The organism is Faecalibacterium sp. OM04-11BH (assembly GCF_003482185.1).
GTDB classification, from domain to species: Bacteria; Bacillota; Clostridia; order Oscillospirales; family Ruminococcaceae; genus Faecalibacterium; species Faecalibacterium tardum.
On the sequence record NZ_QULS01000024.1, the window covers coordinates 1 to 16,392 of the forward strand.

15 protein-coding genes and 5 pseudogenes are annotated in these 16,392 nt (G+C 52.1%); all 20 read left to right on the forward strand.

Annotated elements, in window-relative coordinates; all coding sequences use genetic code 11:
- Positions 1 to 64: 64 nt before the first annotated feature.
- Positions 65 to 883 (forward strand): annotated as a pseudogene (locus DXB44_RS13545) (TraG/TraD/VirD4 family protein); the annotation flags it as partial.
- Positions 884 to 1,019: 136 nt separating this feature from the next.
- Positions 1,020 to 1,148 (forward strand): annotated as a pseudogene (locus tag DXB44_RS13550) (Maff2 family protein); the annotation flags it as partial.
- Positions 1,149 to 1,422: 274 nt separating this feature from the next.
- Entirely contained in the window at positions 1,423 to 1,944 is a 522-nt protein-coding gene (locus DXB44_RS13555) for an AAA family ATPase (protein WP_003505403.1), read from the forward strand.
- Between the two features lie 361 nt (positions 1,945 to 2,305).
- Positions 2,306 to 4,225, forward strand: coding sequence for a tetracycline resistance ribosomal protection protein Tet(W) (gene tet(W) / locus DXB44_RS13560; protein ID WP_117506251.1), 1,920 nt, complete (start codon positions 2,306 to 2,308; stop codon positions 4,223 to 4,225).
- A gap of 276 nt (positions 4,226 to 4,501) precedes the next feature.
- Positions 4,502 to 5,851, forward strand: a complete 1,350-nt coding sequence (locus DXB44_RS13565; protein ID WP_118659036.1) for an MATE family efflux transporter — start codon at positions 4,502 to 4,504, stop codon at positions 5,849 to 5,851.
- Between the two features lie 128 nt (positions 5,852 to 5,979).
- Positions 5,980 to 6,510, forward strand: a pseudogene (locus DXB44_RS15015) (hypothetical protein); the annotation flags it as partial.
- Between the two features lie 81 nt (positions 6,511 to 6,591).
- A pseudogene (locus tag DXB44_RS14890) lies at positions 6,592 to 6,756 on the forward strand (sigma-70 family RNA polymerase sigma factor); the annotation flags it as partial.
- Positions 6,749 to 6,946: a helix-turn-helix domain-containing protein gene (locus DXB44_RS13575; RefSeq protein WP_001909500.1), complete on the forward strand. Its 198-nt coding sequence runs from the start codon at positions 6,749 to 6,751 to the stop codon at positions 6,944 to 6,946. The pseudogene DXB44_RS14890 and the gene DXB44_RS13575, both read left to right, overlap by 8 nt.
- Positions 6,947 to 7,077: 131 nt before the next feature.
- Positions 7,078 to 7,269, forward strand: coding sequence for a hypothetical protein (locus DXB44_RS14895; protein ID WP_000841357.1), 192 nt, complete (start codon positions 7,078 to 7,080; stop codon positions 7,267 to 7,269).
- Positions 7,270 to 7,915: 646 nt separating this feature from the next.
- On the forward strand, positions 7,916 to 8,314 hold the full coding sequence (locus tag DXB44_RS13590; protein WP_001126628.1) for a plasmid mobilization relaxosome protein MobC: 399 nt from the start codon (positions 7,916 to 7,918) through the stop codon (positions 8,312 to 8,314).
- Positions 8,286 to 9,908 carry a relaxase/mobilization nuclease domain-containing protein gene (locus DXB44_RS13595; RefSeq protein ID WP_117554238.1) on the forward strand — a complete coding sequence of 541 codons (1,623 nt, stop codon included), beginning with the start codon at positions 8,286 to 8,288 and terminating at the stop codon, positions 9,906 to 9,908. Before DXB44_RS13590 ends, DXB44_RS13595 begins: the two co-directional genes overlap by 29 nt.
- Positions 9,909 to 10,093: 185 nt before the next feature.
- Complete coding sequence (locus DXB44_RS13605; RefSeq protein WP_002569236.1) at positions 10,094 to 10,306, forward strand: hypothetical protein; 213 nt, start codon at positions 10,094 to 10,096, stop codon at positions 10,304 to 10,306.
- Entirely contained in the window at positions 10,296 to 11,045 is a 750-nt protein-coding gene (locus tag DXB44_RS13610) for a phage replisome organizer N-terminal domain-containing protein (RefSeq protein WP_002569235.1), read from the forward strand. Before DXB44_RS13605 ends, DXB44_RS13610 begins: the two co-directional genes overlap by 11 nt.
- Entirely contained in the window at positions 11,042 to 11,896 is an 855-nt protein-coding gene (locus DXB44_RS13615; RefSeq protein ID WP_002569234.1) for an ATP-binding protein, read from the forward strand. Before DXB44_RS13610 ends, DXB44_RS13615 begins: the two co-directional genes overlap by 4 nt.
- Positions 11,893 to 12,081 carry a transposon-encoded TnpW family protein gene (locus DXB44_RS13620; RefSeq protein WP_002569233.1) on the forward strand — a complete coding sequence of 63 codons (189 nt, stop codon included), beginning with the start codon at positions 11,893 to 11,895 and terminating at the stop codon, positions 12,079 to 12,081. Before DXB44_RS13615 ends, DXB44_RS13620 begins: the two co-directional genes overlap by 4 nt.
- A 111-nt stretch (positions 12,082 to 12,192) precedes the next feature.
- Positions 12,193 to 13,803 carry a recombinase family protein gene (locus DXB44_RS13625; protein WP_002569232.1) on the forward strand — a complete coding sequence of 537 codons (1,611 nt, stop codon included), beginning with the start codon at positions 12,193 to 12,195 and terminating at the stop codon, positions 13,801 to 13,803.
- A gap of 21 nt (positions 13,804 to 13,824) precedes the next feature.
- Complete coding sequence (locus tag DXB44_RS13630) at positions 13,825 to 13,986, forward strand: Maff2 family mobile element protein (RefSeq protein ID WP_097783430.1); 162 nt, start codon at positions 13,825 to 13,827, stop codon at positions 13,984 to 13,986.
- A 228-nt stretch (positions 13,987 to 14,214) separates the two neighbouring features.
- The gene (locus DXB44_RS13635) at positions 14,215 to 15,081 is read left to right on the forward strand and encodes a VirB6/TrbL-like conjugal transfer protein, CD1112 family (protein ID WP_044959875.1); all 867 of its coding nucleotides are present in this window, start codon (positions 14,215 to 14,217) and stop codon (positions 15,079 to 15,081) included.
- A gap of 12 nt (positions 15,082 to 15,093) precedes the next feature.
- A complete protein-coding gene (locus DXB44_RS13640; RefSeq protein ID WP_199680619.1) occupies positions 15,094 to 15,456 on the forward strand; it encodes a PrgI family protein in 363 nt (120 codons plus the stop codon).
- A pseudogene (locus tag DXB44_RS13645) lies at positions 15,431 to 16,351 on the forward strand (conjugal transfer protein TraE); the annotation flags it as partial. The gene DXB44_RS13640 and the pseudogene DXB44_RS13645, both read left to right, overlap by 26 nt.
- Positions 16,352 to 16,392 lie beyond the last annotated feature (41 nt).

Sequence of the window (16,392 nt, forward strand, 5' to 3'; positions counted from 1 at the left end):
GTGCTTCTGGCACCTTTTTTGTAGATTTTTGTGAATTTGATGAAAAAGTCCTTGACAATTTGTCTCCGGCAAAACGGCCAAGTCGATCCTTATTTCCTGCGGTGCCCGGCTCGCACCCTTCGACATTCAGGAAGTCCGGGATGCCACCATGTACGATGAGCTGGAACTGGACAAGCTGGGTGACCGGAAAACGGCGCTGTTTCTCATCATGAGCGATACCGACAGCACCTTTAACTTCCTGATCTCCATGATCTACACCCAGCTTTTCAACTTGCTGTGCGACAAAGCCGATGATGTGTACGGCGGTAAGCTGCCCATCCATGTGCGATGCCTCATTGATGAGTGTGCTAACATCGGTCAGATTCCGCAGCTGGAAAAGCTGGTGGCTACCATCCGCAGCCGTGAGATCTCGGCGTGTCTGGTTTTGCAGACCCGCAGCCAGCTGAAAGCCATCTACAAGGACAACGCCGACACCATTGTCGGCAATATGGATTCGCAGATCTTCCTCGGCGGCAGCGAGCCTACCACACTGAAAGATCTTGCCGAAGCACTAGGAAAAGAAACTATCGACAGCTACAACAATTCTGATACCCGTGGCAATAGCCCAAGCTATGGCACCAACTATCAAAAACTCGGCCACGAACTTATGAGCCGGGATGAACTGGCGGTGCTGGATGGCGGCAAGTGCATCCTGCAATTGCGGGGTGTGCGCCCGTTTTTGAGCGACAAGTACGACCTGACCCAGCACCCGAACTACAAGTACACCTCCGACTATGACCCCAAGAACGCCCTCGATATCGAGAAGTTCTTGAACCGAAAAGAAAAAATCCACCCAGATGATACCTTCATCATGGTGGATGCTGATTCACTCCCGCCCGCCTGATAAGACGAGCGGTTATTTTTTATCCATTGACCCAACAGGTACACCGGAAAATCAACCCTCGCCGTGGTTTTCGGCTTTTGCAAACGGATTTCAGGTGTGTGCAGGGTCGCTTTTTCAAAACAAGGGAGATTTTTCTATGGAATTCTTTAACAGCGCAGTGGACGTTCTGAAGACTCTGGTTGTGGCACTGGGTGCCGGTCTGGGCGTGTGGGGTGCCGTGAACCTCATGGAGGGCTACGGCGGTGATAACCCATCGGCCAATGCTCATGTACGGTAAGGAAGCAAGCAACCGAAAACAAGAGATAGACCGCCAGCACTACACTATTCCGAACCAAAGACCAAAAGATAAGCATTGTGGGAAAATCTAAACTTTTGGATTTTCCTACAATGCCGACTACGGCGGAATCCCTCCCACTCCTTATATCTTTCTTTCCGTATACATTGAATTTGTATTTAGTAAATGCTATAATGTCCCTATTCAAATTATAAATGTGTTGAATTAGTTACATGTACATATTTTTTGTGCCGGAGGAAGTGAAATGAAACAAAAAATTTATCTCATTACAGGCTTAATGGCTTCTGGAAAATCTACAGTTTCCGATTTACTGGCAAAATCAATAGAAAAATGCGTCCATCTTCGTGGTGATGTGTTCCGAAAAATGATTATTTCAGGCAGAGAAAATATGTCAGCTACCCCATCAGCGGAAGCAGTCCGCCAGCTGTACCTTCGATACAAATTGACTGCTGATGCGGCAAGGTCATACTTTGACAACGGCTTTTCTGTAGTGATCCAAGATAACTACTACGGTGATGAATTAAACCGAATGATAAATTATCTGCATAAATACCCTGTTGAGGTTGTCGTTCTTTGTCCAGATGTGGAAACAATAAAAGAAAGGGAACGATACAGGGAGAAAACAGGCTATTCCGGCTTTACGGTTGAAACCTTATACGATACATTTATGCAGACAACACCACGGATCGGCTTTTGGCTGGACAATTCCAATCAAACACCACAGCAGACAGCAGAAACCATTCTGAACACCAGGAAGCCGGTATGATTGTTACATATAAGGGGAAGAAAAATTTCTTTTAGGTACTTGCTTTCCTAAAACTGATGTGATATAATAGCTTCATTCCAGAAAAGGAGTAAAAAATATGCGGCAAGGTATTCTTAAATAAAACTATAATCAAATAGTGGGAACAAAGAATTATGATAGCTCCTTTTGTGGGGGCTTGGTTTTTTGTACCCAATTTAAGAATACTTTTGCCTTATCAATTTTGACATATTCAAAAAACAGCAATCACAAATAGGTGTATGCTGTATATGTGTATGTCCGCAAATTAGAATCCCCAGTGGTAAAAGTATTTTACTGCTGGGGATTTTTATGCCCTTTGGGGCTGTAAAGGGAGGACAATCACATGAAAATAATCAATATTGGAATTCTTGCCCATGTAGACGCTGGAAAGACGACCTTGACGGAGAGCCTGCTATATGCCAGCGGAGCCATTTCAGAACCGGGGAGCGTCGAAAAAGGGACAACGAGGACGGACACCATGTTTTTGGAGCGGCAGCGTGGGATTACCATTCAAGCGGCAGTCACTTCCTTCCAGTGGCACAGATGTAAAGTTAACATTGTGGATACGCCCGGCCACATGGATTTTTTGGCGGAGGTGTACCGCTCTTTGGCTGTTTTAGATGGGGCCATCTTGGTGATCTCCGCTAAAGATGGCGTGCAGGCCCAGACCCGTATTCTGTTCCATGCCCTGCGGAAAATGAACATTCCCACCGTTATCTTTATCAACAAGATCGACCAGGCTGGCGTTGATTTGCAGAGCGTGGTTCAGTCTGTTCGGGATAAGCTCTCCGCCGATATTATCATCAAGCAGACGGTGTCGCTGTCCCCGGAAATAGTCCTGGAGGAAAATACCGACATAGAAGCATGGGATGCGGTCATCGAAAATAACGATGAATTATTGGAAAAGTATATCGCAGGAGAACCAATCAGCCGGGAAAAACTTGCGCGGGAGGAACAGCAGCGGGTTCAAGACGCCTCCCTGTTCCCAGTCTATCATGGCAGCGCCAAAAATGGCCTTGGCATTCAACCGTTGATGGATGCGGTGACAGGGCTGTTCCAACCGATTGGGGAACAGGGGGGCGCCGCCCTATGCGGCAGCGTTTTCAAGGTTGAGTACACCGATTGCGGCCAGCGGCGTGTCTATCTACGGTTATACAGCGGAACGCTGCGCCTGCGGGATACGGTGGCCCTGGCCGGGAGAGAAAAGCTGAAAATCACAGAGATGCGTATTCCATCCAAAGGGGAAATTGTTCGGACAGACACCGCTTATCAGGGTGAAATTGTTATCCTTCCCAGCGACAGCGTGAGGTTAAACGATGTATTAGGGGACCAAACCCGGCTCCCTCGTAAAAGGTGGCGCGAGGACCCCCTCCCCATGCTGCGGACGACGATTGCGCCGAAAACGGCAGCGCAAAGAGAACGGCTGCTGGACGCTCTTACGCAACTTGCGGATACTGACCCGCTTTTGCGTTGCGAAGTGGATTCCATCACCCATGAGATCATTCTTTCTTTTTTGGGCCGGGTGCAGTTGGAGGTTGTTTCCGCTTTGCTGTCGGAAAAATACAAGCTTGAAACAGTGGTAAAGGAACCCTCCGTCATTTATATGGAGCGGCCGCTCAAAGCAGCCAGCCACACCATCCATATCGAGGTGCCGCCCAACCCGTTTTGGGCATCCATAGGACTGTCTGTTACACCACTCTCGCTTGGCTCCGGTGTACAATACGAGAGCCGGGTTTCGCTGGGATACTTGAACCAGAGTTTTCAAAACGCTGTCAGGGATGGTATCCGTTACGGGCTGGAGCAGGGCTTGTTCGGCTGGAACGTAACGGACTGTAAGATTTGCTTTGAATACGGGCTTTATTACAGTCCGGTCAGCACGCCGGCGGACTTCCGCTCATTGGCCCCGATTGTATTGGAACAGGCATTGAAGGAATCGGGGACGCAGCTGCTGGAACCTTATCTCTCCTTCATCCTCTATGCGCCCCAGGAATACCTTTCCAGGGCTTATCATGATGCACCGAAATACTGTGCCACCATCGAAACGGCCCAGGTAAAAAAGGATGAAGTTGTCATTACTGGCGAGATTCCCGCCCGCTGTATACAGGCATACCGTACTGATCTGGCCTTTTACACCAACGGGCGGAGCGTATGCCTTACAGAGCTGAAAGGATATCAGGCCGCTGTCGGTCAGCCGGTCATCCAGCCCCGCCGTCCAAACAGCCGCCTGGACAAGGTGCGCCATATGTTTCAGAAGGTAATGTAAAGATACATAAGAGACAGTTTATGAATTTTGACCCTCGAATGCCGATTTTTTTGATTTTTCTGCCTTGACAACAAAAATAAATTCTGATATACCCTTTTTCGCTTCATCGGAGGACCGTTTTCAACGTAATTTGAAACGGGCCAGATAAGATGCCGTGCAGACAGCGCCCCGCCGGAGGTTTCGTTGCCGTAGTGACGAAGCAGATCGAGGCCGGGCGTGCACTCACGGACATTTATCCGACCCGTTTTTTGCACCTTGTGCAGAAAGGAGGACACCATGTCCAAGCAGCGTATCCAGCTTTCCGATCATTTTACCTATTTCCGCCTTTTGCGGTTCGTGCTGCCCTGCATCGGCACCACGCTGTTCACCTCCATCTACGGCATCGTGGACGGCCTGTGTGTCTCCAACTTTGTGGGCAAGACGGCCTTTGCGGCGGTCAACCTCATCATACCGCTGCCCATGCTGCTGGGCACCATCGGCTTTATGCTGGGCACCGGCGGCAGCGCCATCGTGGGCATCACGCTGGGCGAGGGCGACCAGAAAAAGGCCGACCGCTATTTTACCCTGTTCCTGCTGGCGGCTCTGGTCTCGGTCAGTGTGCTGGCCGTGCTGGGCATTGTGTTCCTGCGGCCCATTGCCGTGCTGCTGGGCGCAAAGGGGGAGCTTTTGGACTATGCGGTGCGCTACGGGCGCATCCTGATGCTGGCTCTGCCGCCCTTTGCGCTGCAGAATATGTTCCAGAGCATTTTTGTCACCGCCGAAAAGCCGCACCTCGGCTTCTGGTTCACCGTGGGCGCAGGCTGCACCAACATAGTGCTGGATGTGCTGATGGTGGGCGTCTGGGGCTGGGGCGTGGAGGGCGCTGCCATTGCCACCTTTATCAGCCAGCTGGTGGGCGGCGTACTGCCGGTGTTCTACTTCATCGACCGCAGCAACTCCAGCCGCCTGCACCTGTGCAAGACCAGTTTTTACAGCAAAGTCCTGCGGGATGCCTGCATCAACGGCTCTTCCGAGCTGATGACCAACCTTTCCATGTCGCTGGTCAATATCCTGTACAACTACCAGCTGCTGCGTCTGGCCGGTGAGAACGGCGTGGCCGCCTACGGCGTCATCATGTCCGCGGCCTTCCTGTTCGTGGCGGTGTTCGAGGGCTATGCCGTGGGCAGTGCACCCATCGTCAGCTTCCACTACGGTGCCCGCAACCACACCGAGGTGCACAACCTCTACCGGAAAAGCCTGCGGCTCATCGCCGTGGTGGCTGTGACCCTGACGCTGGCTTCCATGTTCATCATCCCCTGTGTAGCGCGCATTTTCGTGGGCTACGATGCGGAGTTGCTGGCCCTGACCAGCCGTGCCTTCCGGCTGTATGCGCTGAGCTTCCTCATCATGGGCTTCAACGTGTATGCGTCCTCCTTTTTCACGGCGCTGGGCGACGGCGTGACCAGCGCGTTGATCTCCTTTTTGCGCACGCTGGTATTTCAGGTGATCGCCATTCTCCTGCTGCCGCTGCTGCTGGGCATCGACGGCATCTGGCTGGCCGTCACCGCCGCCGAGCTGGCGGCTCTGGCCGTGAGCGCAGCCATGCTCCTCACCAAGGACAAGGTGTTCCATTACCGAAAGGCATGATAAGATCCCCTGCTTTCTGCGAAACGGCAAAAAGCAGGGGATTTTTTTGGTGATTCTGGCTCTGCCGCTGGCAGCAAAATCGTGTTAAAATGGACACAGCCTTTATTCACTTTTTATGAGGAATCATTATGACATTGTTTTTGACCAGCAGCCCCAGCGGCTGCCCCTTTGAGCCGGGGCCGGATATTCCGGTGCTGGACACGCGCAACCACTTTGTGGCGAACCTGCGGGCCGTCTGGCCGGATCACGCCGTGCTGGGCCTTGCCATTGCGGCAGACCCCTATGCCTACGAGCAGAACGACGAGATGTGCCGGGTGTTTGCCCAGAGCTTTGCGAACGCCCACCTGCCCCTGACGGCGCTCATCCCCTGCGATGCCCGCAATGCCGAGGAGATCGGTTCTCTTCTGCCCCAAAGCGGCTTTGTGATGCTGTGCGGCGGGCACGTGCCCACCCAGAACCACTTTTTTGCTCAGCTGGGCCTGCCGGGGCTGTTCCACAACTACCACGGCATCGTGCTGGGCGTGAGTGCCGGCAGCATGAACGCCGCCCACATCGTGTACGCTGCGCCCGAGGAACCGGGCGAAGCCGCCGACCCCGGCTACTGCCGCTGGCTGAACGGCCTCGGCCTGACCAAAACGCGCATCCTGCCCCACTACCAGTTCATCCGGGAGCACATCCTGGACGGACAGCGGATGGAGGACATTGCCCTGGCCGACAGCAGAAAACGGCATTTTCTCGCTTTGCCGGAGCAGACGCAGGAAGAAATTTTTCGTTACTATTTCCTGCGCCAGCCGCAGCGAGTGATCGGCGTACATATTGGCCGGACACGCAGCACAGCGGGGCGGCATATCCGGCTTGCCTTGCAGCGGTTAAGGCGGCTCATGGAGGGAAATGACTATGAGTAAACTTCTCCCCTATGAAACAATCGTCAAAGCCCATGAGGGCGACCCGGACGCAATCGACACCATTCTTTCCCACTATGCCGGATATATCCGCTACTGTTCCAAAGTACACGGGAAAGTCAACGCCGAAGTTGAGGAACATATAAAGCAACAGCTCATTGCCGCCCTGTTCAAATTTCGCTTTGACCGATAAACAAAGAACAAACACTGGCTGTCATTAGCGGTTTCACTCCAGCCAGTTTACAATTCATCTATTCCTAAAGGAAGCAGGTCATAGTATAATAGAACCAACGACAAATATACTTTTAGGGGAGATATAGCAATATGAAAAGTAATAAATACTTAACTATTGGCTTATTAACAGGATTTATTGTCGGTGGTTGCATAGGTGTGTTGGCATGGGCGTTTTTGCAAAATCTTTTTGCTATTTCTATTTGTGCAGGTATCGGAATGTTGATTGGAATTGTTATAGGTACATTGATTGATTATGAAAAAAATAATCATCAAGAGAAATAGAAAAAATGCACAATGCCTTAAAGGGAAAACAGGAATTTATTGTGCTATCCATCATCGGGCCAACCTGACCTGAACTTTCAAAACTGAATATCCACCGCCCATCGGCGGCCAGCGAAAGCAGTAAGTCTGAAAAAGATTTGCTGCTTTTTTCTTTATCCGTTTGGCAAAATCGCAAAGTCATCCGTAGTAGGTAGGTGAAGCCGGAAACAAAAAATTTTCTGCGGCGGTAGCCAAATCTGCATTTTCTGTATTTCTAAGGCAAAGGAAAATTTGAGAAAATTCCCGGCAAGCGGGTAGCTGGCGGCCTTTGAAATGTATCTTTAGCGGAAAGAAAGAACTGCGGGTAAAAATCGCCCCACGCCGTAAGATTTTTGCAGAAATCCGGCCAAAACAGGCGGCAGCTATACGAGTAGTAAGTGCAAGGGGAAATCTACGGCTTACTTAGAGCAAGTTTCTACCACGGTGCCAAAATCCGCAATTCTGCGGTTTTGCCCCTCGCGGGAAACTTGTTGGGGAGTGCCTTCCCCAAACCCTGCTATGCGGCTTACGCCGCAAAAATATTTCTGTCCGGCAGACAGGAAATGCCCCGAAAATAGCTAACAGACCAGCCCATTTTTTGTGATAAGTGAAAGGAGGTTTACAGCCCATGCCGAAGCGATACAACACCCCCCACCGCAGCCATGTTGTGAAAACCCGGCTGACCGATGAAGAATACGCCGACTTCACAGAACGGCTTGCGCCCTATGGTATCAGTCAGTCCGAATTTCTCCGGCAGGCCATCCGGCGCACTACCATACGCCCCGTACTCCATGTGTCGTCAGTCAATGACGAGCTGCTCTCCGCTGTCGGGAAGCTCACAGCCGAGTACGGCAGGATTGGCGGCAATCTCAACCAGATTGCCCGCACCCTCAACGAGTGGCATAGCCCCTACCCGGCTATGGCAAAGGAATTGCGGGAAGCGGCCGCCGACCTTGCCGCCCTCAAGTATGAAGTCCTAAAGAAAGTAGGTGACGCCGTTGGCAACACTCAAGCATTTAGGCTCTAAGAACGCCGACTACGGAGCCGCCGAACAATACCTGCTCTTTGAGCATGACGAATTTACTATGAAGCCCGTCCTTGATGAAAACGGCAGGCTTATCCCCCGTGAGGATTATCGCTTGTCCACGCTGAACTGCGGCGGCGAGGATTTTGCCGTTGCGTGTATGCGCTCCAATCTCCGCTATGAGAAAAATCAGCGGCGGGAGGATGTGAAAAGCCACCACTATATCATCAGCTTTGACCCACGGGACGGGCCGGACAACGGCCTGACCGTAGACCGGGCGCAGGCGTTGGGGGAGCAGTTCTGCAAAGAGCATTTCCCCGGCCATCAGGCCCTTGTCTGCACCCACCCGGACGGGCATAACCACAGCGGCAACATCCATGTGCATATCGTCATCAACTCCCTGCGGATTTATGAAGTCCCGCTTCTGCCCTACATGGACAGACCAGCCGACACACGGGAGGGCTGCAAGCACCGCTGCACCAACGCCGCTATGGAATATTTCAAGAGTGAAGTCATGGAGATGTGCCACCGGGAGGGGCTTTACCAAATCGACCTCCTAAGCGGCAGCAAGGAACGGATAACCGAACGGGAATACTGGGCGGCAAAGAAAGGACAGCTTGCCCTTGATAAAGAGAACGCTGTCAGAGAAGCCGCAGGACAGCCGACCAAGCCCACCAAGTTTGAAACGGACAAGGCGAAGCTGCGCCGGACGATACGGCAGGCACTTTCCCAAGCTGGCAGCTTTGACGAATTTTCTTCCCTTTTGCTGCGGGAGGGTGTGACCGTCAAGGAGAGCCGGGGGCGGCTTTCCTACCTCACGCCGGACAGGACAAAGCCTATCACAGCCCGGAAGCTGGGGGACGATTTTGACAAGGCTGCTGTCCTTGTCCTGCTTACGCAGAACGCCCACAGAGCCGCCGAACAGAGCAAAGCCATACTCGAATACCCTGCCGCGGTTAAAAAGCTGTCACAAGGGGAAAAAACCACAAAAACCACCCCGGCAGACAACACCTTGCAGCGCATGGTTGACCGGGAAGCCAAGCGAGCCGAGGGCAAGGGCGTGGGCTATGACCGCTGGGCGGCAAAGCACAACCTAAAGCAAATGGCAGCTACCGTTACCGCCTATCAGCAGTACGGCTTTTCTTCCCCGGAGGAACTGGACGAAGCCTGTTCTGCCGCCTATACCGCCATGCGGGAAAGCCTTACAGAGCTGAAGCAGATGGAAAAGACGCTGAACGGGAAAAAGGAGCTGCAACGGCAGGTGCTTGCCTATTCCAAGACCCGCCCTGTCCGGGACGGGCTGAAACAGCAGAAAAACGCCAAAGCAAAAGCAGCCTACCGTCAGAAGTACGAAAGCGACTTTATCATAGCAGACGCAGCCGCCCGCTATTTCAGGGAAAACGGCATTTCCAAGCTGCCGAGCTATAAAGCCCTGCAAGCAGAGATTGAAACCCTTATCCAAGAGAAAAACAGCGGCTACAACGATTACCGGGCAAAACGGGAGGAATACCGCCGCTTACAGACTGTCAAGGGCAATATCGACCAGATTTTACACCGGGAGCGCAAGCCTGTGAAAAGGCAGGAACAGGAACGATAAAAACCGCCCCAAAATGTACCCGAACCTATACAGAACAAGGGGGCTGCCCCGTACCCTATCCGCAAATACCAAAGGATTTTTTAACGGGCTTATAGGGCAGAAAAAACCCGAAAATGATACCGAGATGATACAGAATTACCGCCGATACCGCCACACCAGCGGAAACGGCAGAAAGGAGCGCACCCATGCCAAGAATGAGCAAGAAACGGCGGCTGGAATGGTCTTTTTTCCTGCGGCAAGTGAAAGTCGGGAATTCCACCTGCGATCGTATCACATACAATGACCTCTGCCGGGGCTGTACCCATAGCTGCAAGCAGAGCTTCCGGGCGGTTATCATACTCTGCCCCCACTACTACTCCAAACGCCGGAAAAAGGAGGACAGGGACAATGGCAGATAACCGCAAGTATTACTACCTCAAGCTGAAAGAGAACTTTTTTGACAGCGACTCCATTGTGCTGCTGGAAGATATGAAAGACGGGATTTTATACTCCAATATCCTCTTGAAGCTGTACTTAAAATCGCTGAAAAACGGCGGGAAATTGCAGCTTGACGAGCATATCCCCTACACAGCGCAGATGATAGCGACACTGACCCGCCACCAGATAGGGACGGTTGAGAGGGCTTTAGAGATTTTCCGGCAGTTGGGGCTTGTGGAGCAGCTTGACAGCGGGGCTTTCTATATGACCGACATTGAGCTGATGATAGGACAGTCCTCTACCGAAGCCGAGCGGAAACGGGCTGCAAGACTGGAAAACAAGGCACTTTTACCGCCCCGGACAAAAGGCGGACATTTGTCCGACATTCGTCCACCAGAGATAGAGATAGAGTTAGAGAAAGAGATAGAGATAGAAAAAGAGAGAGAGGGAGAAACGGGACACCCCGCCCCCGCCGCTTATGGCAGATACAACAATGTGATACTGACCGATACAGAGCTTTCCGGGCTAAAAACAGAGCTGCCCGACAAGTGGGAGTATTATATTGACCGGCTTTCCTGCCATATCGCTTCCACCGGGAAACAGTACCACAGCCATGCAGCCACCATTTACAAGTGGGCGCAGGAGGACGCTGCCAAAGGCAAGGCTGCCCCGAAACAGGGCATACCCGATTATTCATGCAAGGAGGGCGAGAGCTTATGAAAAACGGAATTGAAGCTATGATTACGGACATTACAGCCACTACCGCCGAAGCGGAGGACTACACAGGCGAGGACGGGCTTTTATACTGCGGTAAGTGCCATACGCCCAAAGAAGCCTACTTTGCAGAGGGAAAGACTTGTTTCGGGCGTGACCGCCACCCGGCAGAGTGCGACTGCCAGCGGGCAGCCCGTGAAAAGCAGCAAGCCGCCGAAAGCCGACAGAAGCACCTTGAAAAAGTGGAGGACTTGAAACGCCGGGGCTTTACCGACCCTGCTATGCGGAACTGGACATTTGAGCATGACAACGGCAGAAACCCGCAGACCGAAACCGCCCGCTTTTATGTGGAGAGCTGGGAAACCATGCAGGCTGAAAATATCGGCTACCTGTTTTGGGGCGGCGTGGGGACGGGAAAAAGCTACCTTGCCGCCTGTATCGCCAACGCCCTTATGGAAAAAGAGGTTGCCGTCTGCATGACAAACTTTGCAACGATACTGGGTGACCTTGCCGCCAGCTTTGAGGGCAGGAACGAATATATTTCCCGCCTTTGCAGCTACCCTCTGCTGATACTTGATGATTTCGGTATGGAGCGAGGAACAGAATACGGGCTGGAACAGGTTTACAGCGTGATTGACAGCCGTTACCGAAGCGGCAAGCCGCTGATCGCCACGACCAACCTCACGCTGGAGGAATTGCAGCACCCGCAGGACACGCCCCACGCCCGTATCTATGACAGGCTGACTTCCATGTGCGCCCCCGTCCGCTTCACGGGCAGCAACTTCCGAAAGGAAACCGCACAGGAAAAGCTGGAACGCTTAAAGCAACTGATGAAGCAGCGAAAGGAGAGCCTATGACAGAAACGAAACAGACAAGCACCACCAAAACAGACCGCCGCCCGGACTGTGTGACGGAAATCCGCATGGGCAACTCCGTCCTTACCGTTTCCGGCTTCTTCAAGCAGGGCGCAACCGACACCGCAGCCGACAAGATGATGAAAGTGCTGGAAGCGGAAGCTGCTACACAAAAAACGGCGATTTGACCGACCATAAAGAAGCAGATTTGACGCTTTTGCCGCTATACAGACAGCCGCCCCATGTGGTACAATCAAGGTACGGAATAGTGGGGCTGGCTGTCGGAAACGGAGGATTTTATGTTAAGACAGACCAACCAACAACCAATTACCGCCCTTTACCCAAGACTATCCCATGAGGACGAGCTGCAAGGCGAAAGCAATTCCATTTCCAATCAGAAGCGTATCCTTGAAACCTATGCAAAGCAGAACGGCTTTTCCAATCTGCGCTGGTACACGGACGACGGTTATTCTGGTGCGAACTTTCAAAGACCCGGTTTTCAAGCCATGCTTGCGGACATTGAAGCCGGAAAAGTCGGGACAGTTATCGTAAAGGATATGTCGAGGTTAGGGCGAAACTACCTGCAAGTGGGAATGTACACGGAAATGATTTTCCCACAGAAAGGTGTCCGCTTCATCGCTATCAATGACGGAGTGGACAGCGCACAGGGCGACAATGACTTTGCCCCGCTGCGGAATATCTTTAACGAATGGCTGGTGAGAGATACGAGCAAGAAAATCAAAGCAGTAAAACGCTCAAAAGGCATGAATGGCAAGCCCATCACAAGCAAGCCTGTGTATGGCTACCTCATGGACGAGGATGAAAATTTCATTATTGACGAGGAAGCTGCACCCGTAGTCAAGCAGATATACAACCTCTGTCTTGCCGGGAATGGTCCGACCAAGATAGCCCGTATGCTCACAGAGCAGCAAATCCCCACGCCGGGAACGCTTGAATACCGCAGGACGGGCAGCACCCGCCGCTACCACCCCGGCTATGAGTGCAAGTGGGCGACCAATACCGTAGTGCATATCCTTGAAAACCGGGAATACACAGGCTGTCTGGTAAATTTCAAGACAGAAAAACTTTCTTACAAAGTCAAGCACAGTGTAGAAAATCCCCCGGAAAAGCAAGTGATTTTCGAGAACCACCACGAGCCTATCATAGACACCCAAACATGGGAACGGGTGCAGGAGCTTCGCAAACAGCGCAAACGCCCAAACCGCTATGATGAAGTGGGTTTGTTCTCCGGCATACTGTTCTGTGCGGACTGCGGCAGCGTGATGTATCAGCAGCGATACCAGACGGACAAGCGCAAGCAGGACTGTTATATCTGCGGCAACTACAAGAAACGCACCCATGACTGTACGGCGCACTTTATCCGCACCGACCTCTTGACCGCTGGTGTACTCTCCAATCTGCGGAAAGTGACCAGCTATGCGGCAAAGCATGAAGCCCGGTTTATGAAACTCTTGATTGAGCAGAACGAGGACGGGGGCAAACGCAGGAACGCCGCCAAGAAAAAGGAACTGGAAGCCTCCGAGAAACGCATAGCCGAGTTATCCGCTATCTTCAAGCGGCTGTATGAGGACAGCGTGACCGGGCGCATATCAGACGAGCGTTTCACAGAGCTGTCGGCAGACTATGAAGCAGAGCAACGGGAGCTGAAAGAAAGAGCCGCTGCTATTCAAGCGGAGCTTTCCAAAGCACAGGAAGCCACCGTGAACGCAGAAAAGTTTATGAATGTTGTCCGGCGGCATACCAGCTTTGAAGAACTTACCCCTACTCTGCTGCGGGAGTTTGTAGAGAAAATCGTTGTGCATGAGTGCAGCTATGACGAGAACAAGACCCGCAGACAGGACATTGAGATTTATTATTCTTTTGTTGGCAAGGTGGACTTGCCCGAATAACCGCCCGACCTATCCGACACAATGCGCAAGTGCCGGATAGGAACGGCAAAATTTTTTACACTTCTATTACTTCTTTATCGCACATCAGTAAAGAGTCAGGGGATGAAGCAGCTCATGGCTGGCGGCGGTGTTGCCCTGATTGGTATCACCCTGATCCCCCTGCTGAGCGGTCTGTTCGGCTGATCTTTTCCGGGCGGCGATTGCCGCCCCGTACATATTTACTTGCAAGTGTTTCCAGCCCCTCCGTGGCAAACGGATTCTTATTATAAAGAGGAAACGCATTGCAAATCGAATATTCACCTTTATTCTGAAAGGACGGTGCTATTATGCAGATTCTGACTCACATTATTTTTCTGCTCAACCTGCTCAAGACCCTTATCAACCATTTTTCTTGATAGGTGGTGGCGCTGAGTGGAAACAGTTCTCAAAGCGATCTCTGATTGGATCAAGTCGCTGCTGACAGCGGCGATCATGTCCAATCTTTCCGGCTTGTTTGATGATGTGAACACCCAAGTGGGCGGCATCGCCCAGCAAGTCGGCACCAAACCATCCAGTTTTGAACCGCGCGTTTTCGCTATGATCGAAGCCCTCTCCCGGAATGTGGTACTGCCCATTGCAGGTGTGATTTTGACCTTCATTGCTTGCTATGAATTGATTCAGATGATTACTGAACACAACAATATGGCACAGTTTGAACCGGCATTGATTTTGAAGTGGATTTTCAAAACTGCCATTTCGGTTTGGATGATCTCGAATACGTTTGACATCATCATGGCGGTGTTCGATGTGACGCAGCAGGTGGTGGCAAATTCCAGCGGCATTATTTCTGGCAACACGCGGGTGAACGACATCGGGCTTTCCATGCTGCAATCCAGCATGATGCAGATGGACGTAGGACCCCTGTTCGGACTGTTCTTGCAGTCCTTCTTCATCGGTATCACCATGCGCATCCTGTCCATCGTGATTTTTGTCATCGTCTACGGAAGAATGATTGAAATCTATATGATGGTCAGCCTTGCCCCGGTGCCCATGGCAACATGGGGCAACCACGAACAATCCCATGTTGGACAGAACTATCTTCGTTCTCTGTTTGCGCTGGGATTTCAGGGCTTCCTGATCCTGATCTGCGTGGCGATCTACGCTGTTCTGCTCCAGAATGTTGCAATATCCGGGGATGCCATCAACTCGATCTGGAGCATCGTGGGGTACACGGTGCTGCTGTGCTTTACGCTGTTCAAGACTGGTTCCGTCGCCCGAAGCATTCTGGGCGCACACTAAGGAGGTGAAATTTTGGCAGCTTATATTTCCGTGCCGCGCGATTTCAGCAAGGTGAAGTCCAAAGTAGCCTTCAACCTGACCGCCCGGCAGCTTATCTGTTTTGGTGCAGCGGCAGTCGTAGGCGTGCCGCTGTTCTTTGTTTTGCGGGACACCGCTGGCAATTCCGGTGCTACCCTCGGCATGATGGCGGTCATGCTGCCCATGTTCTTTCTGGCCATGTATCAGAAGAACGGTCAGCCGGCTGAAAAGATCCTGCGGTACTACTTTCAGGCGCGCTTTGTTCGCCCGAAGGTGTGTCCGTACCAGACCCGCAATTACTATGCACTGCTTATGAAGGGAGATGACACCCATGATTCCGTTTCTGAAAAAGAATAAGGACGGCAAAAAGCCGCCCAAGTCCACGGTGCCCCGCACGGCACAGGAGAGCATTCCGTTCCAGCGGATGTTTGAGGACGGTACCTGCCGTGTCCGTCCCGGCTACTACACCCGCACCATCCAGTATCAGGATATCAATTATCAGCTCGCGCAGCAGGAGGACAAGACCGCTATCTTTGAGGAATGGTGCAGTTTTCTCAACTTTTTCGACAGTTCCATCCACTTTGAACTGTCCTTCGTGAATACCGCCACCGATTCGGCAGACTTTGAAAAGTCCATCCGCATCCCGTACCAGCAGGATGGTTTTGACGATGTGCGCGCCGAGTACAGCCAGATGCTGCGGCAGCAGCTTTCCAAGGGCAATAACGGCCTGACCAAAACGAAGTTTCTGACCTACGGCATCGAAGGCGATAGCATGGCGCAGGTCAAACCTCGGCTGGAGCACATCCAGAACGACCTGATGAACAACTTTCACAGGTTGGGCGTTCTGGCAAAGCCGCTGGACGGTACGGAGCGCCTGCGACTGATGCATGGGATGCTGAACATGGATGGAGCCAACAAGTTCCACTTCAACTGGAAAGACCTTGTGCCCAGCGGTCTGTCCGTAAAGGATGCCATTGCCCCTACTGCATTGGCATTTAAGAACAGCCGTACCTTTCAGATGGGCGGTATCTTCGGGGCGGTCAGCTTCCTGAACATCACAGCCTCCGACCTGAGCGACCAGTTGCTGAAGGATTTTCTGGACATGGATTCCAGCCAGATCGTTACCATGCACATCCAGTCCGTTGACCAGAATAAGGCCATCAAAACCATCAAACACACCATTACCGAACTCGACCGCAGCAAGATCGAGGAGCAGAAAAAAGCTGTCCGCGCCGGATACGACATGGACGTGCGTGCGACTCGTTCCTGAACAAAACCTTCGTGGTTGAAGGA

What these genes read in the sequence shown, in the direction of transcription:
- DXB44_RS13555 (WP_003505403.1), top strand. Translation starts at nt 1,423, where the DNA reads ATGAAACAAAAAATTTATCTCATTACAGGCTTAATGGCTTCTGGAAAA.
- DXB44_RS13565 (WP_118659036.1), top strand. Translation starts at nt 4,502, where the DNA reads ATGTCCAAGCAGCGTATCCAGCTTTCCGATCATTTTACCTATTTCCGC.
- DXB44_RS13575 (WP_001909500.1), top strand. Translation starts at nt 6,749, where the DNA reads ATGAGTAAACTTCTCCCCTATGAAACAATCGTCAAAGCCCATGAGGGC.
- DXB44_RS14895 (WP_000841357.1), top strand. Translation starts at nt 7,078, where the DNA reads ATGAAAAGTAATAAATACTTAACTATTGGCTTATTAACAGGATTTATT.
- DXB44_RS13590 (WP_001126628.1), top strand. Translation starts at nt 7,916, where the DNA reads ATGCCGAAGCGATACAACACCCCCCACCGCAGCCATGTTGTGAAAACC.
- DXB44_RS13605 (WP_002569236.1), top strand. Translation starts at nt 10,094, where the DNA reads ATGCCAAGAATGAGCAAGAAACGGCGGCTGGAATGGTCTTTTTTCCTG.
- DXB44_RS13610 (WP_002569235.1), top strand. Translation starts at nt 10,296, where the DNA reads ATGGCAGATAACCGCAAGTATTACTACCTCAAGCTGAAAGAGAACTTT.
- DXB44_RS13615 (WP_002569234.1), top strand. Translation starts at nt 11,042, where the DNA reads ATGAAAAACGGAATTGAAGCTATGATTACGGACATTACAGCCACTACC.
- DXB44_RS13620 (WP_002569233.1), top strand. Translation starts at nt 11,893, where the DNA reads ATGACAGAAACGAAACAGACAAGCACCACCAAAACAGACCGCCGCCCG.
- DXB44_RS13625 (WP_002569232.1), top strand. Translation starts at nt 12,193, where the DNA reads ATGTTAAGACAGACCAACCAACAACCAATTACCGCCCTTTACCCAAGA.
- DXB44_RS13630 (WP_097783430.1), top strand. Translation starts at nt 13,825, where the DNA reads ATGCGCAAGTGCCGGATAGGAACGGCAAAATTTTTTACACTTCTATTA.